The organism is Streptomyces sp. NPDC030991 (genome assembly GCF_055571235.1).
Map to the genome: position 1 here is coordinate 203,507 of NZ_JBVIFR010000001.1, position 22,860 is coordinate 226,366.

Here is a 22,860-nt window from a genome sequence, read left to right on the forward strand (position 1 = left end):
ACTGTTTATCGCCTATCAAGTCGATGCATACCGATTGGTAATGTGCGCGCATTTCTGCCGACTTCCCCTGATCTTGTCCACTGCCGACTTCCCCTGATCTTGTCCATCTGCCGGGGTGGAGCGGGAACGACGGAGCGGTGTGGCAACCATGCGTCGCCACACCGCTCCGTTCGGATCGCCCCCGGCCCGGTTCAAAGACAGGCTCTCAGGGCTTGCGGGCCACTACGGCGTAGATCCCGCTGGCCTCGGGTTCGGGCGCTTGCCCTTCCTGGTACCACTCCGTCGCCGTGACCAGGCCCGGCGCCACCGGCTCCAGGCCCTCCAAGAACCGGGCCACGCCGTCGCGGGTACGGAAGCCCAGCTTGATGCCGCCCTTCGCGTACTCGGCGGTCACCTGGTCCGACAGCTCGGGGAAGATGTCGGACGAGGCGTGCGACAGGACGAGGTGGCTGCCGGAGGGCAGCGCGGAGACCAGCGTCGACACGATCGCGTACGGGTCCTGCTCGTCCGAGATGAAGTGCATGAGCGCGATCAGCGACAGCGCGATCGGGCGGTCGAAGTCGAGGATCGTGCGGGCGTGTTCGAGGATCGCCTTCGGGTCGCGGACATCGGCCTGGATGTAGTCCGTCGCACCCTCGGGGGTGCTGACGAGGAGGGCCTCCGCGTGCCGCAGGACGATGGGGTCGTTGTCGGTGTAGACGACCTTCGCGGCGGGGACGACACGCTGCACGATCTGGTGCAGGTTCGGCGCGGTGGGGATGCCGGTGCCGACGTCCAGGAACTGGTCGACGCCCTGGCCCGCGAGCCAGGCGGACGCCCGGTGCATGAACTCCCGGTTCTGCCGCGCCGCGTCGCGCGCCTCGGGCGGCAGCTGCGCGCCGACGGCCTCGTCGACGGGGTAGTTGTCCTTGCCGCCGAGCAGCCAGTCGTAGACCCGTGCGGGGTGCGCCTGGCTGGTGTCGATCCGGGGCCGGGGGGCGGGTGCCGTCATGGGCGGGCTCCATCGTCGCGAGGGGCGGGACGGGTCGGATGACCTTGGTGGCAGTCTGCCATGTCAACTCTCCTCGCTGATCAGGGCGTTGGCAGTTCACGCCTGGTACGGGCCCGTGCGCGGACGGTGGCGGCGATCATGCGGCGGCGCGCGCCGCAGCGCCGAGAGCGCCGGGCGCCCGTAGGGTGACGGGAACGCCCGTGCGGTGACGGGTGCGCGGAGGAACCGCGGAGCGGCCGGAGGGAGCCCAGGTGCGTGACTGGCAGAGGGAACTGGGGCTCGAACGGCACGGCGAGGGCGGATACTTCCGGCGGATCTACAGCGGGCCGCGGGGGATGGCGACCGCCCACGGCCCGCGCCCCTCGGCGACGTCGATCTACTACCTGCTCGACGCCGCGCAGCCGAGCGGCCTGCTGCACCGCAATCGCAGCGACATCCTGCACTTCCTCATCGACGGCGGCCCGCTGGAGTACGTCACGGTCGACCCCGCGGGGACACTTTCGCGGACCACGCTGGGCGCGGACGCCGAGCGGTTCCTGCTGGTGCCCGGGGGGTGGTGGAAGGCGTCGCGGCTGACCGGCGACGCGCGCCACGGTCTGGTGGCGGAGGTCGTCACGCCCGGGTTCGACTACGCGGACCACGAGTTCGCCACGCCTGCCGTGCTGGACGAACACCCGCAGCTGGCCGATGAGTTGCGGGCGTTCGTGCGGGCGTAGGGCCTGCGGTCCGTGGTTCAGCCGAGGGTACGGACCGGGGTCCCTGCCAGGTATGCCTCGATGTCCTCGACCGCGCCCTGGAAGTAGCCGTCGTAGTTGCGGCGGGTGACGTAGCCGAGGTGGGGCAGGCCGAGGAAGTTCGGCGCCGTGCGCAGCGGGTCGTCGAGGGGCAGCGGCTCGGTCTCGAAGACGTCGCTGCCGGCCCCGGCGATCCAGCCCTCGCGCAGCGCACGCAGCAGCGCTTGTTGGTCGACGATCGCGGCGCGCGAGGTGTTGACGAGATAGGCGGTGCGGCGCATCCGCCGCAGTTCGTCGGCGCCGACCAGGCCGCGGGTCCGCTCGCTCAGCACCAGGTGGACGGAGACGAAGTCGCTGGTCCCGAGGAGTTCCTCCTTGGAGGCGGCGAGGGTGGCCCCGGCCTCGGCGGCGCGCTCCGCGGTGAGGTTCTGGCTCCAGGCGGCGACGTCCATGCCGAAGGCGGCGCCGACGCGGGCGACCCGGGTGCCGATCTTGCCGAGTCCGAGCAGGCCGAGGCGGCGGCCGTGCAGGTCGGCGCCGAGGGTGGACTGCCAGGGGCCGCCGGAGCGCAGGTTGCCGTTCTCGGTGACGACACCGCGGGCGAGGCCGAGGAGCAGGGCCCAGGTCAGCTCCACGGGCGGCTCGGAGCCGCTCGGGGTGCCACAGACGGTGACGCCGTGCGCGGCGGCGGCGTCCAGATCGATGGAGGCGTTGCGCATGCCCGAGGTGATCAGCAGCCGCAGCTTGGGCAGGCGCGCGAACAACTCGGCCGGGAACGGGGTGCGTTCGCGCATCACGACGACGATCTCGCACTCCCCGATCTCCGCCACGAGGTCGTCGTGGGCCGTGATGTGGCGGTGGAGGAAGCGGACGTCGACCCGGTCCGCGAGGCGCGCCCAGTCGCCCCGGTCACGGGCGACGTCCTGAAAGTCGTCGAGTACGGCACAGCGCAGCGTGGTCACCAACACTCCCCGGTTCGATCTTGTGCGGACAGCCTAGTACGGGGTCCACCGGTGCGACTTCTCTGAACCGCTCGACGACTTGGTACGGACGCATACCTTGACGGGGCTTCTGCCCGTCTCTTAAATCAACTCTTGAAGTTAACGCACCACGCGCACCCCCCTTGTCTTCACTTTCTGGCGCGCCCGAGACAGGCGCGATCCCCCTACCCGAAGTGACGTGATCCCCCATGCGCATACCCCTTCGTCACCGGCTCCCCCTGGCCGCCGCCGCGCTCCTGTGTCTGGGCGCCGGCCTGGCGCCCACGGCACACGCCGCCGACGCCGACAGCCGCGCCGCGGCCGCCGCGGTCACCTTCTCCGACGACTTCGACGGAGCCGCGGGCTCGGCCGTCGACGGTTCGAAGTGGCAGACCGAGACCGGCGACAACGTCAACAACCACGAGCGGCAGTACTACACGTCGGGCAACAAGAACGCGGCGCTCGACGGCCAGGGCCACCTGGTGATCACCGCCCGCAAGGAGAACCCGGGCAACTACCAGTGCTGGTACGGCAGTTGCCAGTACACCTCGGCGCGCCTGAACACGTCGGGCAAGTTCACGACGACGCACGGCCACGTCGAGGCGCGGATGAAGATCCCGCGCGGGCAGGGCATCTGGCCGGCGTTCTGGATGCTCGGCAGCGACATCGGCTCGGTCGGCTGGCCCAACTCGGGCGAGATCGACATCATGGAGAACGTCGGCTTCGAGCCCTCGACGGTGCACGGCACGATCCACGGCCCCGGCTACTCCGGCTCGGGCGGCATCGGCGCCGGCTACTCGCTGCCCGGCGGACAGGCGTTCGCGGACGACTTCCACACCTTCGCCGTCGACTGGTCGCCGAACTCCATCAAGTGGTCGGTGGACGGCACCGTCTACCAGACGCGCACGCCCGCCGACGTCGGCGGCAACCAGTGGGTGTTCGAGAAGCCGTTCTTCGTCATCCTGAACCTGGCGGTCGGCGGGTACTGGCCGGGCGACCCGGACGGCAGCACGCAGTTCCCGCAGCAGCTGGTCGTGGACTACGTGCGGGTCTCCAACTAGCGAATGCGACGGGGCTCCGCCCGGTCGCCGCGCCCCTCGCGGTGACCGGACGGAGCCCCGGCTCGCTCAGGCCGACGCGCGGCACTCCGGGTGGCCCCAGCCGTCGGGGTTCTTGGCGATCTCCTCGCCCGCCGCGTACGAGCGGCCGCAACGGCAGCGGCCGGGGAACTTCGCCTTGAGCGTGCGCGACGAGGCGGCGGAGCCCTGCGTGGAGCCGGCCGTGCGCTTCCTCGCGCTCCCCGCGCGGGTCGAGCCGCCCGATGCCTTGGGCGCCTTGGACGACGGGGACGAGGGCGGCGGCACGGGCGAGCCGAGGGCGCTGCCCGCGTCCTCCTGCTGGACCGCGGCCTGGCTGGCGGCGCGGTCGGCGAAGTCGTTGAGCGGGTCGCCGTCGACCTGGTGCGCGGGCACGTACTTGAACTCGACCTCACGCCCATCGAGCAGCGCGTCGATCCGGGCGACCAGCTCCTGGTTGGCGACGGGCTTGCCGGAGGCGGTCTTCCAGCCCTTGCGCTTCCATCCGGGCAGCCAGGTCGTGACCGCCTTCATCGCGTACTGGGAGTCCATCCGGACCTCCAGCGCCACGTCGGCGGCCACAGTGCTCAACAGCCTTTCCAGGGCGGTGAGTTCGGCGACGTTGTTCGTCGCGGTGCCCAGCGCGCCGGCCTCCCACTGGACGGGCCGCTCGTCACCGTCGGCGACGACCCATGCCCATCCCGCGGGTCCGGGGTTTCCTTTCGACGCGCCGTCACACGCGGCGATCACACGTTCTGCCATGCCCCGATCATGCCAGGGTCCGCGCCCGATCGAGGATTGCTGACGTGTCCACGCCCAGCGGAAGGGTGCCGAAGGCGACGCCCCGGTCCCGGTCGAGCCGGGAGGCGCAGAAGGCGTCGGCGACGGCCGGGGCCCCGTGCCGCACGAGGAGGGAGCCCTGGAGGACGAGCGCCAGCGACTCGACGAGGGCGCGGGCGCGGAACTGGAGGGCGTCGGGGTCGGCGCCGAGACCGGCGAGGTCCTTGCGGAGCCGGGTCGTGGCCTCGTCGAGCCGCCGGTCGGCGCCGGCGGCCAGGTCGACCTCCTCGAAGTACGCCTCCACGGTCGCGGGCTGCCGGGCCATGGCGCGGAGCACGTCGAGCGCGGCCACGTTGCCTGAGCCCTCCCAGATCGAGGGCAGCGGCGCCTCGCGGTACAGGCGCGGCATGCCGGACTCCTCGACGTAGCCGTTGCCGCCGAGGCATTCGAGGGCCTCGGCGGCGTGCGCGGGGGCCCGCTTGCACACCCAGTACTTGGTGACGGCGAGGCCGATGCGGCGCAGCAGGTCCTCGGAGTCGTCGCCGCGGGCGGAGCGGTCCACGGCGCCCGCGAGGCGCAGGGCCGCGACGGTGGCGGCCTCCGCCTCGACGGCCAGGTCGGCGAGGACGTTGGTCATCAGCGGCTGCTCGACGAGCCGGGCCCCGAAGGCGCTGCGGTGCGTGGCGTGGTGCACGGCCTGGACGAGGCCCTGGCGCATACCGGAGGCGGAGCTGACGGCGCAGTCGAGGCGCGTCATGTTGACCATCTTGATGATGGTGGCGACGCCCCGGCCCTCCTCGCCGACGAGGGTGGCGAGCGCGCCCTCGTACTCGATCTCGGAGGAGGCGTTCGACCGGTTGCCCAGCTTGTCCTTGAGGCGCTGGAGGCGGAGCGCGTTGCGGGTGCCGTCGGGCAGGACGCGTGGCACCAGGAAGCAGGAGAGGCCGCCGGGCGCCTGGGCGAGGGTGAGGAAGACGTCGGACATGGGCGCGGAGGTGAACCACTTGTGCCCGGTCAGCGCGTACTGCCCCTCCTCCCCCGTCGGCACGGCGCGGGTGGTGCCCGCGCGGACGTCGGAGCCGCCCTGCTTCTCGGTCATGGACATCCCGGCGATGAGACCACGCTTGCCGGTGGGCTCGCGCAGCCCGAAGTCGTAGACACAGGAGGTGAGCAACGGCTCGTAGACGGCGGCCAGTCGCGGTGCGGTGCGCAGGGCGGGCACGGCCGCGTAGGTCATGGAGATGGGGCAGAGGTGGCCGGGGTCGGCCTGTCCCCAGACGTAGATCTTGGCGGCGCGGGCGACGTGGGCGCCGGGCCGGTCGTCGGCCCAGGGCGCGGCGTGCAGGCCGCGCTCGACAGCGACGGTCATCAGCTCGTGCCAGTACGGGTGGAACTCGACCTCGTCGACGCGGTGGCCGTAGCGGTCGTGCGTGTGCAGGACGGGGTGGTTCCGCTCCGCCAGCCTCCCCCACTCCTGGACCTTCTCCGATCCGGCGAGGGTGCCGAGGTCGTGCACTTCGGGTTCGGCCCAGGCGGCGCCCTCGCGGCGCAGGCCCTCCAGGAGGGCGGGGTCGGCGGCGACATCGTGCCCGGTCAACGGCGGTACCTGGTTGGTGACTTCATGCGTGGTCGGCATCGACGGCTCCCATGGTTCCGAGGGCTCGCAGGGTGAAGGTGAGCAGGGCGGGTACGGCGTCGGGCCCCCGGTCCGGGTCGGACAGCGGGCCGATGAGCGCCTCGGCACCCGCGCCGACCAGTGCGGAGGCCGTCAACTGAGCATCCTGAGGCGGCAGTTGTCCGGCCCGTACGCCGTCGGCGATGTGCTCGGCGAACACGTCGCGGAACGCGCGCCGGAAGACGAGGCGCTCGGTGTCGACCGCCGGGTCGACGGGTTCGGCGAGCAGCGCGTACGCCAGGCGCGGCGACTTCAGGGCGCGGCGCGCGAACGTCTCGACGACGGCGACGACCCGCTCGGCCGGTGCCTCGGCGGGCCGGGCCGCGGCCTCCCGCACGGCGGCCACCTCGCGGGTGACGACGCGCCGGAACAGCTCGACGGACAGCTCGGCCTTGCTGGGGAAGTGCCGGTACACACTGCCGGTGGCGATGCCCGCGCGCGCGGCGACGGCGGACATGGAGCAGCCCGCGTAGCCCTGCTCGGCGAGCAGGGTGGTGGCCGCGTCGAGGACGGCGGTGCGCTGGGCGTCGATGCGGGCCTGCACGGCCGGGGTCCGTCGGTAGGGCACGTAAGAAGTGAAGCACTGATTCATTGCTTCAACAAGAGGTGCGCCGGGTGCCGCCCTTGTGCGGCGGGCCGGTTCAGGTGGTCAAGTCGATCCGGATCGTGAGGAGTTGCGTACCGAAGGCGCGGACGGCCGCGCTGTTGTAGCGCGGCAGGGTCTTCAGGCGGGCGCGGGCGTCGTCGTCGGGGAGCAGGTGGGCGGTGCCGGAGTGCCAGCGGCCGCCGAGGCGGACGCGGACCGTCGGATCGGCCTGGATGTTGCGCACGTACTGCGAGGCGAGGCCGAACTCGGAGACGAGCCAGAACGAGTCGCCGACGCGCCGCCCGCCGACCGGGGTGCGCCGGGGCAGGCCCGAGGTGCGGCCCGTGGTCTCGACGAGCACCTGGCCGGGCAGCCGGGTCGACAGCGGGTTGGCGACCTTGCGCTGGAACGTGGTGACGATGCGGTGTTTGGTCTCCTGGGCGCGCGTCATGTCGGCACTGTAGCGGGGGTTGTCCCCCGTGCCGATCGACCGGGAGGCCCGATGGTGTCGGGCGGCCCGGTCGGAGATCGTCGATCTACTCGAACAGCACGCGACGGACTCGGCACGAACGTACGGGGAGAAGATGACGGTGCGGCAGAAGAATTTCAGGACGGCGGCGGCTCTCGTGGCACTGGCGCTCGCGGGCGGCGCGGTGGCGCCCGCGGCGGCGGCCGGGCGGCCGTCCGTCGAGGGCGTCTGGCGGGTGACCGGCTACGGCACGGTCCTGTCGATCACGGACGGGCGGCTCCAGGAGTACCAGACGTCGGAGGCCGGCTGCGTGCCCGGCGACACCGCGCGCCGGACGGCGCCGGGCACGTACACGAACGACGAGGGGACGGTGCTGACCGTCAGGGCGCGGGGGACGCTCCAGGTGTCCGGTTCGCCCGGCCACCGGGAGCTGCGGCGGATCGGGGCCCTGCCCGCGGAGTGCGACCGTCCGCTGCCCGCGGACCCGGTGGCGGCGTTCGACGTCTTCTGGCACTCCTTCGAGGAGAACTACCCCTTCTTCGCCGCCAAGGGCATCGACTGGCACTCCGTGCGGGACACCTACCGGCCGAGGGTGCACGCCGGGACGACACGGGACGAACTCTTCACCGTCTTCAGCGAGATGGTGTCACCGCTCTACGACGCGCATGTGGCCGTCCTCGACGGCGACCGCCACTTCGCACGGATCCGGCCGGGCACCACGATGCCCAGCGAGGAGCTGGACACCAAGGTCAGAAAGTACGTCGAGCGCCGCGACCTCGGCGGCAAGGGACTGCGGGAGTTCGCGGGCGGCCGGATCGGCTATGCGGACCTGCCCGGCGGACAGGGCTATCTGCGTATCTCGGGATTCGCGGGCTACGCCGGTCAGCAGCGCTCGTACGCGGCTCATCTCGCGGAGCTCGACAAAGCGCTGGACGCCGTCCTCACCGCGGACCGCACCGCCTCCCTCAAGGGGCTGATCATCGATCTGCGGATCAACGGGGGCGGTTACGACTCCCTCGGCCTGCACATAGCCGAGCGGCTCACGGACTCCCCGTACGTGGCCTACCGCAAGCGGACCCGGTACACCCGCCCGCAGCCGATCACGGTGGAGCCGGCGCGCGGCGTCCCGCGCTACACGGGTCCGGTCGCCCTGCTGACGGGCGGCTCGACGGTGAGCGCGGGTGAGACGTTCACCCAGGCCCTCATGGACCGGCCCGGCAGGACGGTCCGTGTCGGCGAGGCCACCCAGGGCGTCTTCTCGGACACGCTGGACCGGAAGCTGCCCAACGGGATGGAGGTATGGCTCCCCAACGAGGAGTTCCTGACCCGCTCGGGGCGGACCTTCGACGGCACCGGCATCCCGCCGCACCTGCGTACGCCGGTCTTCACCGATGAGGAGTTCGCGAAGCACCGCGACTCGGCCTTCGACGCGGCGGTCGCGGCGCTCGCCCACCGGGGCCGCTGAGAATCCGCGGCAGGGCGGCCACGGCGGCGGCGGGACGGCTTGAGGATGAGCACGGATGGCGGTCGCCTCTCGGCGGGGGGCTCCGCAGGGCTTCAGCCGAACGATCTTCCCTGCGGGCTATGGGTGAGGCCCGCCACCTGCGCCCAAAGGGCCGTGCTCCTGCCGTACTCCCCCGCTCTGTGACCCGCCCGTGAGGACATAGGGTGCCGTGGTGATCTTCGTCCCGGTTTCCCGTCGGCTGTCCGCCCTGTGCCTCGTCCTCACCGCCGCCCTGCTGTCCGCCTGTTCGTCGGCCCCTTCCTCGCAGGAGGAGCGGCCGCGCGTCGAGCGGCCCACGGCGGACATGGCCTTCGACTACCAGATCGGCGGCGCCTACCGGCCGCCCTCCGGGGTCCGCGCGGTCTCCCGCGACCGGAGCTCGGCGCCGGCCCGCGGGCTCTACAACGTCTGCTACGTCAACGCGTTCCAGGCCCAGCCCGACGCGCTGCGCTGGTGGCGGAAGAACCACCCCGACCTGCTGCTGCGCGACGGGGACGGCGACCTGGTGATCGACGAGGACTGGGACGAGGCGCTCCTCGACCTCTCCACCGCGGGCAAGCGGGCCCGGCTCGCGAAGATCGTCGGGCCGTGGATCGACGGCTGCGCGGACGACGGCTACCAGGCCGTCGAGCCCGACAACCTCGACTCGTACGAGCGTTCCGACGGTCTGCTGAAGCCCGCGGACGCGGCCGCCTTCGCGAAGCTGATCGCCGACCGCGCGCATGCCGCGGGGCTGGCCGTCGGCCAGAAGAACACGGCCGAGCTGCTGCCCGAGCACGCCGCCATGGGGCTCGATTTCGCCGTGGCGGAGGAGTGCGCCCGCTACGACGAGTGCGGGGCCTACGCGTCGGCGTACGGCGACCGGGTCTTCGTCATCGAGTACCGCGCCGCCGATTTCACGCGTGCGTGCCGGGCGTGGGGCGAGCGGTTGTCGATCGTCCTTCGGGACCTGGACGTGCGTCCGGCGGGCTCCAAGGGGTATGTCAGGAAGGCTTGTTGACCGGTGCCGCGCCGAGCGCGTCGAGGCGGCGCCGGATCGCCTCCAGCGCCCCGGGGCGCCGTCCCGGGACCTGACGGCGCAGGGCGGTGAGAGCGTCGGCCTGGGCGTGGGCGCGGACCGGGTCGCCGACCTGCTCCCACTGATGGTGGGCCCGGTCGACGGCGGCCTCCACGTCCTCGTCGGTACGGGCCTCACCGCGGGCGAGCCGGGCCTGGGCCACCGCCGTCCACAACTCGCAACTGCGGGGCGGGTCCTGGGCGAGCCGCGCCAGATCCGCCCGCACCTCCAGCCAGTGGATGGCCTGCGGCGAACCGGCGCCGTGCGCGCGCAACGCCTCGCTCTCCCACATCGCGGCGATCGCGGAGGCCTCCCCGTGCCGCCCGGCCTGCGCCGCGGCAAGCAGCACCACATGCGGATCGGCCCCACCGGCCGGAGTCCGGGACGCCGGTACGGAGGCGGGCGCCGGGCGGGTCGGCGCGGCCGGGGCTCGGAAGGCTCCGGCGGTCGTCGCCGGCACGGCCGTCACCGGATCCACCTCGGCGGGCAGGGCCTGCGCACGGGCCGCCTGGGTGGGAGCTACCGGGCCGGGGGCGGTCGCGGCGGGCCCGGCCGGGGGCGCGACGACCGGTGCCGGGGCTGCTTGGACGGGGAGGGTCCGGGCTGGTGCGGCCTGGGCGGCGGCGGGATCGGCGGCGGTCGGCGCTGGAGCGGCCTGAGCGGGGGCGGCCTGCGCCGGGGCGGCGTGTGCTGAGGCAGCTTGAGCCGGGGTGACCTGCGCTGGAGCGACCTTGGCGGCGGCGACCTGCGCCGGGGCGGCGTGTGCTGGGGCAGCTTGAGCCGGGGTGACCTGCGCGTACGGGACCTGAGCGGGCGCGGCTCCGGCAGACCCCGCGTGCGCGGACACGGCCTGGCCCGGAAGGGCGTGAGCGGACCCAGTCTGACCAGGCGCGGCATGATCGGACCCAACCGGACCAGGCATGGCGTGAGCGGACCCGACCTGACCGGGCACAGCCCCACCAGCCGTAGCCCGCCCAGGGGCGACCCCACCAGCCGCGACCTGCCCAGGCGCAACCCCGGCAGGGGCCACCTGTGTCGGTCCAGCCTGGGCGGACGTCGCCCGCACCGGCCCCGCCGGCCCCGCCGGCCCCGTATGCCCCGCCGGCCCCGCGGCACCCCGCGCTGTCGGCATCGCCGGGTACGACGTGTCCTGTGCCAGGAACAGCGCGTTCGCCGGGCCCGAGCGCGCGGCCGCCGTCTCGTGCAGGTGGGCCCGCGCGGGACGCTCGCCGCTGCGCCAGATGTCGGCGTAGGCCTTGAGGTAGGCGGGGGTCAGGACGGTGCGCCGGGGCGGCGGCGGGGTCACACGGCCGTAGAGGCGTACCCCGTGGCCGAGGCCGAGGCCGCCCGTGCCGACGTGCTCCCAGGCGGCCGCGTCGGTGACCAGGTCGAGGACGACGGTGGTGGTGTGCGGGCGCCGCAGGGCGAGTTCACCGGTGAGCCAGTGCCAGGGCAGAGCGGTGTAGCGCAGCGTGGCGGGGGTGGTGCGGGCCAGCGCGAAGTGGAGCAGGCGCTGGCGGTGGTCGAGGTGGAGCTGGCCGGTGACGTACAGGTGGAGCGGTCCTGGCAGCGCCGCGGCCGTGCGGATACGGGTGAGGACGGTCTGCGGGTCGAGCGGGTCGGCGAGTTCGACGACGGTGGCCGCGGCCGTGCCGGTGAGCGCGCTCGGCGGGACCGCCGCGAGCGTCGGCAGGACTGCGGCCGCGTCGATGAGGCACCCCTTGCCCGCGGGCGCGGCCGCCAGCAGCAGCGCCGTCCCCGGCTCGGTGGAGTGTGCCTCGTATGTGCCTTGCGCGTTGATCACCCCAGCACCGTAACCGCAATCCGGCAGGGTGCGCGCCCCGAAGCAGCACCCCAACTGGTCCGGCTACGGGTGATTTTCGGCCTCTTTGACCGGCCGGGCTCGGCCGCTCGTACCGAGCCAGGATCAGCCGGTCGCGGGCACCCCGGGGCGGGTTCGCAGCGCCGCGCAGAGCCAGTCGTGGGCCGCGCCCATCGTGGGCGGCGCGGACGGGTCGACGGCGGCGGCCAGCTGCCAGTAGTGGTCCACGGCCCGGTCGGTGGTGCGGGCCAGGAGCACGCGCAGCCGCGACCTGAAGTCGTCGGTGTCACGCCCGCCCTGGGCGTCGGCGTGCGCGGCGACGAACGCGTCGAGCGCGGGCCCAGGCCCGGGTGCGCGCCCCGCGGCCACGGCGGCGGCGCCCAACTCGTAGGCCACGCCCAGCCCTTCGTACAGGGTGACCGGGTCGCAGCCCGCGTCGCGAGCGGGCAGTGCGGGCCCCGGCGTGGTGCGGGCGAGGGCGTGCAGCCGGGCGTAGGCGAGCAGCCGGTCCGGGGCGGGGTCCTGCGCCGGGGTGCGGACGGCGGCGTCGACGATGGCCGTGGCGAGCGGGCGCGGCAGCCGGCGCAGCGGCAGTCGGCGACGCCAGAACCGGGCGAGTTCGGTGGTGTCGGGCGGCAGCGGCGCGGCGGCGAGCACGGCGAGCCGGTCGGCGCGCTCCGCCGGGGAACGGGACTCCTCGACGAGTCGCAACGCGCTCTCGCGCCAGCGCAGCGCGGTGAGTTCGCCCTGGATGTCCGTGAGCCGGCGGGCGACGGCGTCGCGCAGCGCGCTCTCCTTCCGCACGGCACGCTCGATGTCGGGCACCGGCACGTCCAGCGCGCGCAACCCCCGGATCGTGCGCAGCTGTTGGAGCGCCTCGTCCCCGAAACGGCGGTGGCCGCCGGCGGTGCGGGGGCGCTGGGGCAGCAGGCCGCGGTCCGCGTAGAAACGGACGGTCTTCACGCTCGTCCCGGCGCGCTCGGCGAGTTCTCCGATGCCCATGTCACCCGGAGCGGCGTCCGGATGGTGCGGGTCGTGGTGCGGGGTCACGCTTGAATCTCCCTCCGGGGGAGTTCCTACGGTACGGCCGTCGCACACGTATTGAAGGAGAAGGGGCACGCATCATGACGGCATTCGTGCTGGTGTCAGGGGGGTACACGGCGGGCTGGATCTGGCGGGACGTCGCGGCGGCGCTGCGCGCGGACGGGCACCAGGTGCATCCGGCGACGCTGACGGGCCTGGGCGACCGGCGCCATCTGGCCCTGCCCACCACGGACCTGGACTCGCACATCGAGGATCTGATGCAGCTGGTCGACCACGTGGAGGAGCGGGAGGTGGTCCTGGTCGGGCACTGCTACGGCATCCATCCGGCGCTCGGCGCCGCGTCGCGCCGGCCGGAGCGGATCGCCCGGCTCGTCTATCTCGACGCGGGGCTGCCCGGCGAAGGGGACAGCGCCATGGACCTGGTGACCGAGGACGTACGCGCGTATCTGCTTGAGCGGGCGCGCACCGAGGGCGACGGGGTGCGCGTGCCGCCGCCCGCGCTGTCGCAGACGCGGGTGTGGGGGGACCTCCAGGACCTCGGGCCCGCCGAACGCGAGCGGCTCGCGAGGTTCGCGGCGCCGATGCCGATGGGTGTGCTGACGCAGCCGCTCCGGATGGAGTCGGCGCTGGACCCGGAGCTGCCGACGACCGGGATCTTCTGCACGCTGGGCGGTGGGCCCGGCATCGGCACGATCGCGTCGCTGGTGGCCACGGGCGATCCGCGGTTCGCCGTGCTGGCGCGGCCCACCGTGGGGTACTTCGAGCTGGCGACGGGGCACTGGCCGATGCTGTCCGCTCCACGGGACGTGGCGAAGGTGCTGGTCCGGGCCGCCGCGGACGAGGGAGAGCGGCTGTCGCCGGCCGCGCCGCCGGCCGGCTGAGCGTGCGGACTCTCCCCCGAAGTACGAAGCTGAGGGGCATGGACGGACTCGACGGATACCCCTCAGTAGTCGTGCACGCGGCACAGCCCGGCGGGCGACGGGTCGCCATCCGCGGCGAGGACGCGGGCCTCGCGACCTCGCGGGCGGACGTGGTGGAGTTCCTGCGCCGCGCCGGGCTCCAGGACGCACCGCTCGACGACCCCGACTTCATCGAGTGGCGCGGCGGCGGCAGCGCGATCTGGCCGACCCGGATCGACGACCCGGACGACGGGATCTAGGTGTATTGACCCGCAGCGTTGTTGACGCGGCTGATCGGTGGGTGGCCTCCGAGTGCGGTGTGGCAGCGGTGGTGGTTGTAGGTATGGAGGAAGTCTGCCAGGGCTGCTGTGCGTTCGTCGTTCGAGGTGTAGGGCCGTAGGTAGGCCCATTCGTCGAGCAGGGTTCGGTTGAAGCGTTCGACCTTGCCGTTGGTCTGGGGCCGGTAGGCGCGGGTGAGTTTTCCGGCCGCGCCGAGGTCGGCCAGCGCCTGGCGCCAGGCGAAGCTTTTGCGGTAGGGCCAGGCGTTGTCGGTCAGGACCCGCTCGATGCGGTCGATGCCCGTGGTCTGGAAGAAGGCCGCGGCGCGGCGGAGGAAGGCGGCGCAGGTGTCGGCTTTCTCGTCGGGATGGACCTCGCTGTAGGCGAGGCGGGAGTGGTCGTCGACGGCGGAGTGGATGTAGTCGAAGCCTGCCCCGCTGCGGGTGGCGCGGCCGGCCTGCCGGCCCAGGACCTTGTGGCCGCCGCCGTCGGGGATGCGGCCGAGTTTCTTGACGTCGACGTGGATGAGTTCGCCGGGCCGGTCGCGTTCGTAGCGGCGGATGAGCTGGCCGGTGGGCCGGTCCATGTGGGTGAGCCGGTTCAGGTGGTGGCGGACCAGGATGCGGTGCACGGTCGAGGCGGGCAGGCCCAGGATGGGGCCGAGGCGGGCGGGGCCGAGTTTGCGGTCCTGGCGCAGCCGGCATACCCGGGCCTCGGACTCGGCCGGTGTCCGTGCGGCGTCGTGCGGGGACGGCTGGAGCGGTCGTGCAGCCCCTGCTCGCCCTCTGCCCGCCAGCGGCGGATCCATTTGTGGGCCGTGGCCCGGGAGATGCCCATTTCCGCCGCGACATGCGCGACGGGGCGGCCTGCGCAGACACGTTCCACGAGCAGGCGCCTGCCGTGAACGGTCAGCCGGGCATTACGGTGGGACACGAAGACCTCCGTGTGGTGCGTTCCTAGACAGCTCCACCACACCGGAGGTCTTCGCCATGATCAAGCACCGATGAGTGTCAACAACGCTCGTGATCAATACACCTAGGGCGTGTTTCGAAAGTCCCGCCTGCCCCGCCTCCCGGGTCACCGGTACCCGGTGACGTCGGCGGGCTTGCCCGCGTCCTGGACCTCGACGAGGTAGCGCCACGCGTCGGGCCTGCTGCCGTCGAGGTCGGTGAAGCCGTGGACCTGGGCGAGGCCGCCGCTGGACAGTGAGGTCCCGTTGTGGCGGTGGACGTCCGGGTCGGCGGCGAGGGCGGCGACCGCGCGGCCGACGTAGCGGGGGGACTCGGAGATGGCGAAGTGCGGCTCGACCTCGATGGCGTCGCGCCAGGTCTCCTCGGTGACGCCGAAGTGGTCGAGCATGATCTCCGAGCGCATCCAGCCGGGTGTGAGTGCCACGGCGGTGGCGCCGCGCGAGCCGAGTTCGTGGCCGAGGGAGAAGGCCATCCGCAGCACGGAGCTCTTGGCCAGGTCGTAGAAGAAGGAGTTGCGGTAGTTCGCGCGGTTGTACTCGGCGGTGCCGTCTGTCATCTCGATGACCAGCCCGCCCGGCCGGCGCAGCAGCAGGGGCAGCGCGAAGTGGCTGGTGATGGCGTGGGTCTCGACGGCGAGGCGGAGCAGCCTGATCCCCTTGTCGAGGTCGTGTTCCCAGAGGGGGGCGGACCAGGCGAAGAGCAGTTCGCCGCCCCAGACGTTGTTGACCAGGAGGTCGAGGCGTCCCTGCTCGGTGTCGACCCGCTCGACCAGGGCGCGGACCTGGTCGGGTTCCAGGTGGTCGGCGGGGACGGCGATGCCGTGCCCGCCCGCCGCGGTGACCAGGTCGGCGGTCTCCTCGATGGTCTCGTCGCGGTCGTACTCGGAGCGCCGGTCGCGGGTCGTGCGGCCGGTGACGTAGACCGTGGCGCCGGCCGCGCCGAGCTCCACGGCGGTGCCGCGGCCCGCGCCCCGGGTGGCGCCCGCGACGAGGGCGACCTTTCCGGCGAGCGGTGTCCGCGGGTCCGCCGGGCTGTCCTGCCGGCCTTGCTGCTGCGAGTGCGTCACGTGTGTCTCCCGGGTCGTCGCCGCGCTGTCCGCCGCGTCGTCCGCGGCATCTTCGTCCAGCGTCTGCGCGAATCCCGACATCTGCTGTCCGGTTTCCGGCCCGGGTTCACCCGTGCGGCACGCCGCGTCCTCGCGTACGTCCCTGACCGTGCGGGCGGGGCCGTTCCCGGCGGCTCCGCCCGCACAGCGGCTGTCAGGCGGCGCGCCGGGCGCGGGTCCCGTGGCGGCGCACGATGTCCGCGTACCGGTGGCCGCTGCCCTTGATGGTGCGTGCCTGGGTCGCGTAGTCGACGTGGACGAGACCGAACCGCTTGTCGTAGCCGTACGCCCACTCGAAGTTGTCCAGCAGCGACCACGCGAAGTAACCGGCGAGCGGGGCCCCCTTGCGGGCCGCGCGGGCGCAGGCCGCGATGTGGTTCACGAGGTACTCCTCGCGCTCCGGGTCGTCGACGGTGCCGTCGGGGCGTACGACGTCCGGGAAGGCCGAGCCGTTCTCGGTGACGTACAGCTTGCGGGCGCCGTACTCGTGGGTGAGGCGGAGCAGCAGCGTCTCCATGCCGTCCGCGTCGATCTCCCAGTCCATGCCGCTGCGCGGGACGCCGAGCCGGCGCACGGCCTGCGCGTACGGGGCCGGGCCCGCCGGGTGGTCGGCGATCGTGGACGGGAAGTAGTAGTTGAGGCCCAGCCAGTCGAGCGGTTCGGCGATGGTCGCCAGGTCCCCCGGCTTCTCGGGGAGTTCGACGCCGTACACCTCGACCATGTCGGCGGGGAAGCCGCGGCCGTGCACCGGGTCGAGCCACCAGCGGTTGGAGTGGCCGTCCATGCGGCGGGCCGCGGCGATGTCCTCGGGGCGGTCGGTGGCGGGTTCGACCTGGGCGAGGTTGTTGACGATGCCGACCTCGGCGTCGGGCACGGCGGCGCGGATCGCCTGGGTGGCGAGGCCGTGGCCGAGCAGCAGGTGGTACGAGGCCTGGACGGCGGCGGTCAGATCGGTCCAGCCGGGCGCCATCCGGCCTTCGAGGTGGCCGATCCAGGCCGAGCACAGCGGTTCGTTGAGGGGCGTCCAGTGCTTCACGCGGTCACCGAGCCGCTCGGCGACGACGGCGGCGTACGCGGCGAAGTGCTCGGCGGTCTCGCGGGCCGGCCAGCCGCCCCGGTCCTGGAGCACCTGGGGCAGGTCCCAGTGGTAGAGGGTGACCGACGGGGTGATGCCCTGGGCGAGCAGCGAGTCGATCACCTCGTCGTAGAAGTCGAGGCCCTTGGCGTTGACGGCGCCGTCGCCGCCGGGCACGACGCGCGGCCAGGCGACGGACAACCGGTAGGCGTTGGTGCCCAGTTGACGCATCAGGCCGATGTCCTCGCGCCAGCGGTGGTAGTGGTCGCAGGCGATGTCACCGTGGTCGTCGTTGTCGATCTTGCCGGGGGTGTGCGAGAACGTGTCCCAGATCGAGGGCGAGCGGCCGTCCTCGCTGACGGCTCCTTCGATCTGGTACGCCGACGTGGCCGTGCCCCACAGGAAGTCGTGCGGGAAGGCGGCGAGGTCAAGGGGGTCGGACACAGGGTTCCTTTCACGGATACGTGCGCTGGTACGGGGGTCGGTCACTTGACGGCGCCTGCGGTCAGTCCGGTGACGAGGTAGCGCTGCAGCAGCAGGAAGCCGGCGACGACGGGCACGCTCACGACCAGGGAGGCGGCCATGATCTGGTTCCAGTACACGTCGTTGAGGTTGGCGTAGGCGCCGAGGCCGACCGAGAGGGTGCGGGTCGTCTCGTTCGTCATGACGGAGGCGAACAGCACCTCGCCCCAGGCCGTCATGAACGAGTAGACGGCGACCGCGACGATGCCGGGGATCGCGGCCGGCACGATGATCCGGAACAGGGCGCCGAGCGGGCCGCAACCGTCGACGAGGGCGGCCTCGTCGAGGTCGCGCGGCACCGACTCGAAGTACCCGATCAGCATCCAGATCGAGAACGGCAGCGTGAAGGTCATGTAGGTGAGGATCAGTCCGCCGCGCGAGCCGAACAGGGCGATCCCGGTGGCGTTGCCGATGTTGACGTAGATGAGGAACAGCGGCAGCAGGAAGAGGATGCCGGGCAGCATCTGCGTCGACAGGACGGTCACCGTGAAGACGCGCTTGCCGCGGAAGCGGTAGCGGCTGACCGCGTACGCGGCGAACACGGCGATGACGACCGAGCAGACCGTCGCCGTGCCCGCCACGATCACCGAGTTCGTGAAGTACCGGGCGAGCGGGACGGTCGACCAGATGTCGATGTACGGCCGGATGGTCAGCCCGCTGGGGATCCAGTGGAACTCGCCCTGGACGTCCTCCAGCGGCTTGAGCGAGCTGGAGACCATGACGTAGACGGGCAGCAGGACGAAGCCGGTGAGCAGCGTCAGGAAGATCCGCCGGCCCCAGACGAAGGAGTGGGGCGCGGCCATCGGGGACCTGTGCCGTGCGGCGGCCGTTCGTGTCTCAGACATCGGCGGTCTTCCTTCCCCGTGACGTGAGCGCCAGGTACACGCCCGTCACCACGAGCAGGAACAGCAGGAGCAGGACGGACATGGCGGAGCCGCTGCCGAAGTTCCAGGTGACGAAGGACGATTGGTAGATGTGGACCGAGATCAGGTCCGCCGCTTTCGGCGCCGCCTTGCCGAACATCACGTAGGGCGTGTTGAAGTCGTTGAAGGTCCACAGGAACAGCACGAGCACGAGGACCTGGTTGACGGGGCGCAGCGAGGGCAGGGTGATGCGGCGCAGCTGCTGCCAGAGTCCGGCGCCGTCGAGGGCGGCCGCCTCGTACATCTCCTTGGGGATGTTCTGCAGTCCGGCCATCACGATGAGGAAGGCGAACGGCCAGCCCTTCCAGACGGAGACGGTGAGCAGCGCGTAGAAGCTGTTGTCGCCGATGAGCCAGAACGACGGCTTGTCGGTGACGCCGAGCTGGTCGTGCAGGACGTGGTTCACCAGGCCGTTGTCGTGCTGGAACATGAAGACCCAGGTGATCACGGCGGCGTAGACGGGCAGCGCGTACGGGATCAGGAACAGGGCGCGCAGGATGCCGCGTCCCTTGAACGTCTCCTGCATGTAGATCGCCGCCGCGGTGCCGATCGCCCAGCACAGGGCGACGGACAGGACGGTGAACAGGCAGGTGACGAAGAAGGAGTGGAGCAGGGCCTGGCCGACGGGGGCGTCGAAGTCGACGGCCACCTTGAAGTTGTCGAGTCCCGCCCATGGGGCGGTGCCCCAGTCGCGGATGTAGAACTGGGTGAGCTCGCGGAAGCTCATCACGATGCCGATGACCATCGGCACCAGGTGCACGAGGAGTTCGAGGGCCAGGGCCGGCAGAAGCAGCAGATACGGCAGGCCGATCCGGCGGATCCGCCCGGGGCGGCGGTTCTTGCCGCGCGCCGCCCCGGGGGAGTTCTTGCCGACGGCCTGCCCCTCCCCCGCCTCGGCGGGGGTGGTGGCGGTCATGGTCATGTCGGTCTCCGCACTCACTTCGTCGGCATCGACTGCTGGGCCTTGGTCAGCGCGGCCTTCACGGACTCCGTGGTGACCGGCTTGCCGGCGGCGGCGTCCGCGAAGAGCTCCTTCACGGCCGTGCCGACGGCCGTCTCGAACTGCGACTCGTCCGCGACCTGCGGCAGCGGTGCCGCGCTCTTGGCGAGGGTGTCCTTGACGATGGAGGTGGACGGCGTGCCGAACGCCGTGTCCGCCTGTGCGGCCTTGACCGGCGGGACCGAGCCGTAGGCCTTGTTGAGGATCTTCGACTCCTCGTCGCTGGTCATGAACTTCACGAACTTCGTGGCGCCGTCGAGGTTCTTGGTGTTCTTGAAGACGGCGATGTTGATGCCGGCGACCATGGAGTTGACGCTCTGCCCCGGCCCGGGGGTGCCGGACTGCACGGGCGCGGGCACGACGCCCCACTCGTCGTCCTTCATTCCCTGCGAGGCGAAGGTGGACGCGGCGGCCTGCCAGAGCACCATCGCGGTCTTGCCCTTGGAGAAGTCGCTCAGGGACTGGTTCTGCGCGTACTCGGCGTTGCCCGGCGCGATGATCTTGTCCTTGGCCATCAGATCGACGTACTGCTTCACGCCCGCTACCGCTCCGTCGGAGGTGAAGTCCGGCTTGCCGTCGGCGGTGAACCAGTCGGCGCCGTGCTGCTTGGCGAGGACGAAGATCTGGTGGATGTTGTTGGACAGGTTCGACCCCTCGGCGGCCAGTCCCCACTTGCCGCCCTTGGAGATCTTCTTGCCGTCGGCGACGATCTCGTCCCAGGTCGTCGGGGGCTTGGCTATCCCCGCGTCCTTGAACATCTTCTTGTTGTAGAAGAGCGCGTACGACAGCGAGTACAGCGGTACGGCGGCGGGGTCCTTGCCCACGGCGCCGGCCGACTCGACCGCAGACTCGACGAACCGGTCCTTGCCGCCGATCTTCTCGAAGTTCTTCGCGTCCCACGGCAGCAGCGCGCCGCTGGCCTGGAGCGAGGCGCTCCAGGAGTTGCCGATGTTGAGGATGTCGGGGCCCTGTCCGGAGGTGGTCGCGGTGAGGATCCGGTTGAGCAGGTCCGACCAGGGGACGACCTCGAGCTTGACCTTGATCCCGGTCTGCTTCTCGAACTTGTCGATCTCGGGCTGGAGGACCTTCTTGTCGACCGAGATGCTGGGGCCCTGGTTCGACGCCCAGTACGTGAGGGTCTTCGGGGAGTCGTTGGATCCGCCGCCCGAGGACGAGCCGCCGCCGCAGGCGGTCGCGGCGAGGGCGAGCGAGAGGGTGGCGGCGCCGACGGCTGCGGCTCGGATTCTGGTCATGGCTCCAGGTGTCCCTTATCCGGAGGAACCCCGACCGCGTTCAGGTAATGAACGCCCTCAGGGCTTAATTTAGGCTGTGAGTTAAGCCGCACAGGAAGAGGGCGTCAAGGGATCGCGCACGGGTATCTTGCGCAAGTCGGGGGTTGTTGGCGTCTTGTCGACGCAGGGAGAGGGAGATCATGGCCGGGCGGAACGGGCGTACGGTGCACGACCTGCGGCGCGAGAATCGCGCGGCCCTATTGCAACAGTTGTATTTCGATGGACCGTTGAGCCGGTACGAGCTGGGCCCGGCGACCGGGCTGAGTTCAGGTTCCGTCAGCAATGTGGTGGCCGAGCTGGCCGCCGAAGGGCTGGTGGAGGAGGCCGGCAGCGTCGAGTCCGACGGCGGGCGGCCCCGCACGCTGCTGCGGATAGCCCCGGGCAGCGGCCTGCTGATCGGCGTGGACGTCGGCGAGAACCTGGTCCGCGTCGAGCTGTTCGACCTGGTCCTGACCGAACTCGCGCGGGTGGAGCGGCCGTTGGCGGTACGGGACCGCTACGACGTCGATCTGGTGGTGCGGCACATCCGGGACGGTGTCGCCGACGTGCTCGCCGCGGCGGACGCGGACCCGGGGCAGCTGCTCGGCGTGGGCGTCGGCGTACCCGGCATCGTGGCGCGGGAGCCCGAACGCGGAGCGGTGGTGCACGGCCAGACCATCGGCTGGCGGGCGGTGCCACTGGAACAGCTGCTGCGCGAGGGATCCCAACTCCCGTCGTCCGTCCCGTACTTCATCGACAACGGCGCCAAGACGCTCGGGCAGGCGGAGATGTGGTTCGGGGCCGGGCGGGGCGCCGGCAGCGCGGTGGTGGTGCTGTTCGGCTCCGGCGTCGGGGCCTGCGTGGTCGCCGAGGACGGGGCCGAGGGGCGGGCCGTCGAATGGGGCCACCTGACGGTGCGGGTGCGGGGGCGGCGCTGCCGGTGCGGGGCACTCGGCTGCCTGGAGGCGTACGCGGGAGCACAGGCGCTCGTCGAACGGTGGCGGGAGGCGGGCGGGGCGCCGAGCGGCGACGACGGCGAGGAGGCGGCGCTGACCGAACTCCTGGAGACCGCGTACGGGACAGGGCTGCTGGAGACCTCCGCGCTGGAACGGGCGCTGGCGCTCTCGGTCCTGGAGGAGACCGCCGAGTACCTGGGCGCGGGCCTGTCCGACCTGATCAACCTCTTCCAGCCGGAGCGCATCCTGATCGGCGGCTGGGCCGGACTGCGGCTCGGTCCGCGGTTCCTTGAGTCGGTGCGGCGCCACATCGGGACGTACGCGCTCGAGTACCCGGTGGGGCGGGTCGGCGTTGAGCTTGGCCGCCTCGGCCCCGACGCGGTGACGGTCGGCGCGGCCACGCTGCCGCTCGCGGGGTTCTTCGCCCGCGGTGGGCGCCGTGCGGAACCGGCCCCCGCGCAGGAACTCGCCGGGTGGCAGCGGGCGTTGGTGGCGCGACGGAGTGTGCGGGGACGGGCCCCGGCGGCGGGCGGGCAGCTTCCGGGGCAGTGAAGCGGCGGGCGGACAGCTTCCGGGGCAGCGAAGCGGCGGGCGGGACGTGTTTCCATGAGGCCGTGCCAATGATCTCCAGCCTCTCCCGCCCCCTGGTCAGGGCGCGCCGCGACGACGATCTCGGGGCGTGCGTCCGCGTGCTGGCCGCGGTGCACGCGGCCGACGGATACCCGGTCAACTGGCCGCCCGATCCCGCCGGTTGGCTGAGCGGCGCCGGAGCCGGGGCGGCCTGGGTCGCCGAGTGGGACGGGCAGGTCGCCGGGCACGTGGTGCTGGGGCGGCCGGGCCCGGGCGATGCGGCGCCGGGCCTTCTCGGGCGGGCCACGGGCACCGAGGCGGCCGTCGTCCGCCGGCTGTTCGTCGGCCCCGCGGCCCGCGGGCACCGGATCGGGGCGGCGTTGCTCGACCGGGCCGTGCGGGAGGCCCGGCGGCGCGGGGCACGCGCCGTCCTCGATGTCGTCGCGACCGACCGCGCGGCCGTCGCCCTGTACGAACGGCTCGGGTGGGAGTTCCTGGCCGCGGCGCGCCAGGAGTGGGGGCCGGGTGATTGGGTGGACGTACGGTGTTACGCGGCGCCAACGCCCTGACG

At 72.2% G+C, this 22,860-nt stretch carries 20 protein-coding genes and 2 pseudogenes; 8 read left to right on the forward strand and 14 right to left on the reverse strand.

The window, feature by feature from the left end; genetic code table 11:
- Positions 1-205: 205 nt before the first annotated feature.
- Positions 206-991, reverse strand: coding sequence for an SAM-dependent methyltransferase (locus tag ACZ45E_RS00955; RefSeq protein ID WP_468214905.1), 786 nt, complete (start codon positions 989-991; stop codon positions 206-208).
- Positions 992-1,242: 251 nt separating this feature from the next.
- Between ACZ45E_RS00955 and ACZ45E_RS00960 the strand changes: the two genes are divergently transcribed.
- Positions 1,243-1,707 carry a cupin domain-containing protein gene (locus tag ACZ45E_RS00960; protein WP_468214907.1) on the forward strand — a complete coding sequence of 155 codons (465 nt, stop codon included), beginning with the start codon at positions 1,243-1,245 and terminating at the stop codon, positions 1,705-1,707.
- A 17-nt stretch (positions 1,708-1,724) separates the two neighbouring features.
- Here the strand turns inward: ACZ45E_RS00960 and ACZ45E_RS00965 are convergent, their stop codons facing one another.
- On the reverse strand, positions 1,725-2,687 hold the full coding sequence (locus ACZ45E_RS00965) for a D-2-hydroxyacid dehydrogenase family protein (protein WP_468214909.1): 963 nt from the start codon (positions 2,685-2,687) through the stop codon (positions 1,725-1,727).
- Positions 2,688-2,914: 227 nt separating this feature from the next.
- Here ACZ45E_RS00965 and ACZ45E_RS00970 point away from each other — a divergent pair.
- A pseudogene (locus tag ACZ45E_RS00970) lies at positions 2,915-3,763 on the forward strand (glycoside hydrolase family 16 protein); the annotation flags it as partial.
- A 69-nt stretch (positions 3,764-3,832) separates the two neighbouring features.
- Here the strand turns inward: ACZ45E_RS00970 and ACZ45E_RS00975 are convergent.
- The 4 genes from ACZ45E_RS00975 to ACZ45E_RS00990 form a co-directional block, all read right to left on the reverse strand.
- Complete coding sequence (locus ACZ45E_RS00975) at positions 3,833-4,543, reverse strand: ribonuclease H family protein (RefSeq protein ID WP_468214911.1); 711 nt, start codon at positions 4,541-4,543, stop codon at positions 3,833-3,835.
- A 7-nt stretch (positions 4,544-4,550) separates the two neighbouring features.
- Positions 4,551-6,197, reverse strand: coding sequence for an acyl-CoA dehydrogenase family protein (locus ACZ45E_RS00980; protein ID WP_468214913.1), 1,647 nt, complete (start codon positions 6,195-6,197; stop codon positions 4,551-4,553).
- Positions 6,181-6,804 carry a TetR family transcriptional regulator gene (locus ACZ45E_RS00985; RefSeq protein WP_468214915.1) on the reverse strand — a complete coding sequence of 208 codons (624 nt, stop codon included), beginning with the start codon at positions 6,802-6,804 and terminating at the stop codon, positions 6,181-6,183. The genes ACZ45E_RS00980 and ACZ45E_RS00985 overlap by 17 nt, the downstream gene beginning before the upstream one ends.
- A gap of 73 nt (positions 6,805-6,877) precedes the next feature.
- Positions 6,878-7,273, reverse strand: coding sequence for a nitroreductase/quinone reductase family protein (locus ACZ45E_RS00990; protein WP_468214916.1), 396 nt, complete (start codon positions 7,271-7,273; stop codon positions 6,878-6,880).
- A 139-nt stretch (positions 7,274-7,412) separates the two neighbouring features.
- On the opposite strand from ACZ45E_RS00990, the gene ACZ45E_RS00995 reads away from it, so the two are divergent.
- Positions 7,413-8,756: a S41 family peptidase gene (locus ACZ45E_RS00995; protein ID WP_468214919.1), complete on the forward strand. Its 1,344-nt coding sequence runs from the start codon at positions 7,413-7,415 to the stop codon at positions 8,754-8,756.
- Between the two features lie 211 nt (positions 8,757-8,967).
- Positions 8,968-9,795, forward strand: coding sequence for an endo alpha-1,4 polygalactosaminidase (locus ACZ45E_RS01000; RefSeq protein WP_468215973.1), 828 nt, complete (start codon positions 8,968-8,970; stop codon positions 9,793-9,795).
- On the opposite strand, the gene ACZ45E_RS01005 is transcribed toward ACZ45E_RS01000, so the two are convergent.
- On the reverse strand, positions 9,779-11,656 hold the full coding sequence (locus tag ACZ45E_RS01005) for a hypothetical protein (RefSeq protein ID WP_468214922.1): 1,878 nt from the start codon (positions 11,654-11,656) through the stop codon (positions 9,779-9,781). The genes ACZ45E_RS01000 and ACZ45E_RS01005 overlap by 17 nt on opposite strands.
- Before the next feature lie 123 nt (positions 11,657-11,779).
- Positions 11,780-12,724: a helix-turn-helix domain-containing protein gene (locus tag ACZ45E_RS01010; RefSeq protein WP_468214924.1), complete on the reverse strand. Its 945-nt coding sequence runs from the start codon at positions 12,722-12,724 to the stop codon at positions 11,780-11,782.
- 74 nt (positions 12,725-12,798) lie between these two features.
- Between ACZ45E_RS01010 and ACZ45E_RS01015 the strand changes: the two genes are divergently transcribed.
- Both ACZ45E_RS01015 and ACZ45E_RS01020 read left to right on the forward strand, forming a co-directional pair.
- On the forward strand, positions 12,799-13,599 hold the full coding sequence (locus ACZ45E_RS01015) for an alpha/beta fold hydrolase (RefSeq protein WP_468214926.1): 801 nt from the start codon (positions 12,799-12,801) through the stop codon (positions 13,597-13,599).
- A 38-nt stretch (positions 13,600-13,637) separates the two neighbouring features.
- Positions 13,638-13,877: a hypothetical protein gene (locus ACZ45E_RS01020; protein ID WP_468214929.1), complete on the forward strand. Its 240-nt coding sequence runs from the start codon at positions 13,638-13,640 to the stop codon at positions 13,875-13,877.
- Here the strand turns inward: ACZ45E_RS01020 and ACZ45E_RS01025 are convergent.
- The 6 genes and pseudogenes from ACZ45E_RS01025 to ACZ45E_RS01050 form a co-directional block, all read right to left on the reverse strand.
- Positions 13,874-14,829, reverse strand: a pseudogene (locus tag ACZ45E_RS01025) (IS481 family transposase). The gene ACZ45E_RS01020 and the pseudogene ACZ45E_RS01025 overlap by 4 nt on opposite strands.
- Before the next feature lie 144 nt (positions 14,830-14,973).
- The gene (locus tag ACZ45E_RS01030; protein WP_468214930.1) at positions 14,974-16,014 is read right to left on the reverse strand and encodes an SDR family oxidoreductase; all 1,041 of its coding nucleotides are present in this window, start codon (positions 16,012-16,014) and stop codon (positions 14,974-14,976) included.
- 112 nt (positions 16,015-16,126) lie between these two features.
- Positions 16,127-17,491, reverse strand: a complete 1,365-nt coding sequence (locus tag ACZ45E_RS01035; RefSeq protein WP_468214933.1) for a GH1 family beta-glucosidase — start codon at positions 17,489-17,491, stop codon at positions 16,127-16,129.
- 41 nt (positions 17,492-17,532) lie between these two features.
- Positions 17,533-18,414 (reverse strand): carbohydrate ABC transporter permease, encoded by an 882-nt coding sequence (locus ACZ45E_RS01040; protein ID WP_468214935.1) that lies wholly within the window; start codon positions 18,412-18,414, stop codon positions 17,533-17,535.
- The gene (locus ACZ45E_RS01045) at positions 18,407-19,408 is read right to left on the reverse strand and encodes a carbohydrate ABC transporter permease (protein WP_468215975.1); all 1,002 of its coding nucleotides are present in this window, start codon (positions 19,406-19,408) and stop codon (positions 18,407-18,409) included. Before ACZ45E_RS01045 ends, ACZ45E_RS01040 begins: the two co-directional genes overlap by 8 nt.
- A gap of 20 nt (positions 19,409-19,428) precedes the next feature.
- Positions 19,429-20,745, reverse strand: coding sequence for an ABC transporter substrate-binding protein (locus ACZ45E_RS01050; RefSeq protein ID WP_468214936.1), 1,317 nt, complete (start codon positions 20,743-20,745; stop codon positions 19,429-19,431).
- Positions 20,746-20,924: 179 nt separating this feature from the next.
- Between ACZ45E_RS01050 and ACZ45E_RS01055 the strand changes: the two genes are divergently transcribed.
- Both ACZ45E_RS01055 and ACZ45E_RS01060 read left to right on the forward strand, forming a co-directional pair.
- Positions 20,925-22,271 (forward strand): ROK family transcriptional regulator, encoded by a 1,347-nt coding sequence (locus ACZ45E_RS01055; RefSeq protein WP_468214939.1) that lies wholly within the window; start codon positions 20,925-20,927, stop codon positions 22,269-22,271.
- A gap of 68 nt (positions 22,272-22,339) precedes the next feature.
- Positions 22,340-22,858, forward strand: a complete 519-nt coding sequence (locus ACZ45E_RS01060) for a GNAT family N-acetyltransferase (protein WP_468215978.1) — start codon at positions 22,340-22,342, stop codon at positions 22,856-22,858.
- The last annotated feature ends 2 nt before the right edge of the window (positions 22,859-22,860 follow it).

Bases quoted from the DNA above. Each gene is read 5' to 3' on its own strand.
- ACZ45E_RS01045 (WP_468215975.1), bottom strand. From the start codon at position 19,408: ATGACCGCCACCACCCCCGCCGAGGCGGGGGAGGGGCAGGCCGTCGGC.
- ACZ45E_RS01020 (WP_468214929.1), top strand. From the start codon at position 13,638: ATGGACGGACTCGACGGATACCCCTCAGTAGTCGTGCACGCGGCACAG.
- ACZ45E_RS01050 (WP_468214936.1), bottom strand. From the start codon at position 20,745: ATGACCAGAATCCGAGCCGCAGCCGTCGGCGCCGCCACCCTCTCGCTC.
- ACZ45E_RS01030 (WP_468214930.1), bottom strand. From the start codon at position 16,014: ATGTCGGGATTCGCGCAGACGCTGGACGAAGATGCCGCGGACGACGCG.
- ACZ45E_RS00980 (WP_468214913.1), bottom strand. From the start codon at position 6,197: ATGCCGACCACGCATGAAGTCACCAACCAGGTACCGCCGTTGACCGGG.
- ACZ45E_RS01060 (WP_468215978.1), top strand. From the start codon at position 22,340: ATGATCTCCAGCCTCTCCCGCCCCCTGGTCAGGGCGCGCCGCGACGAC.
- ACZ45E_RS00990 (WP_468214916.1), bottom strand. From the start codon at position 7,273: ATGACGCGCGCCCAGGAGACCAAACACCGCATCGTCACCACGTTCCAG.
- ACZ45E_RS00975 (WP_468214911.1), bottom strand. From the start codon at position 4,543: ATGGCAGAACGTGTGATCGCCGCGTGTGACGGCGCGTCGAAAGGAAAC.
- ACZ45E_RS01055 (WP_468214939.1), top strand. From the start codon at position 20,925: ATGGCCGGGCGGAACGGGCGTACGGTGCACGACCTGCGGCGCGAGAAT.
- ACZ45E_RS01015 (WP_468214926.1), top strand. From the start codon at position 12,799: ATGACGGCATTCGTGCTGGTGTCAGGGGGGTACACGGCGGGCTGGATC.
- ACZ45E_RS01040 (WP_468214935.1), bottom strand. From the start codon at position 18,414: ATGTCTGAGACACGAACGGCCGCCGCACGGCACAGGTCCCCGATGGCC.
- ACZ45E_RS00955 (WP_468214905.1), bottom strand. From the start codon at position 991: ATGACGGCACCCGCCCCCCGGCCCCGGATCGACACCAGCCAGGCGCAC.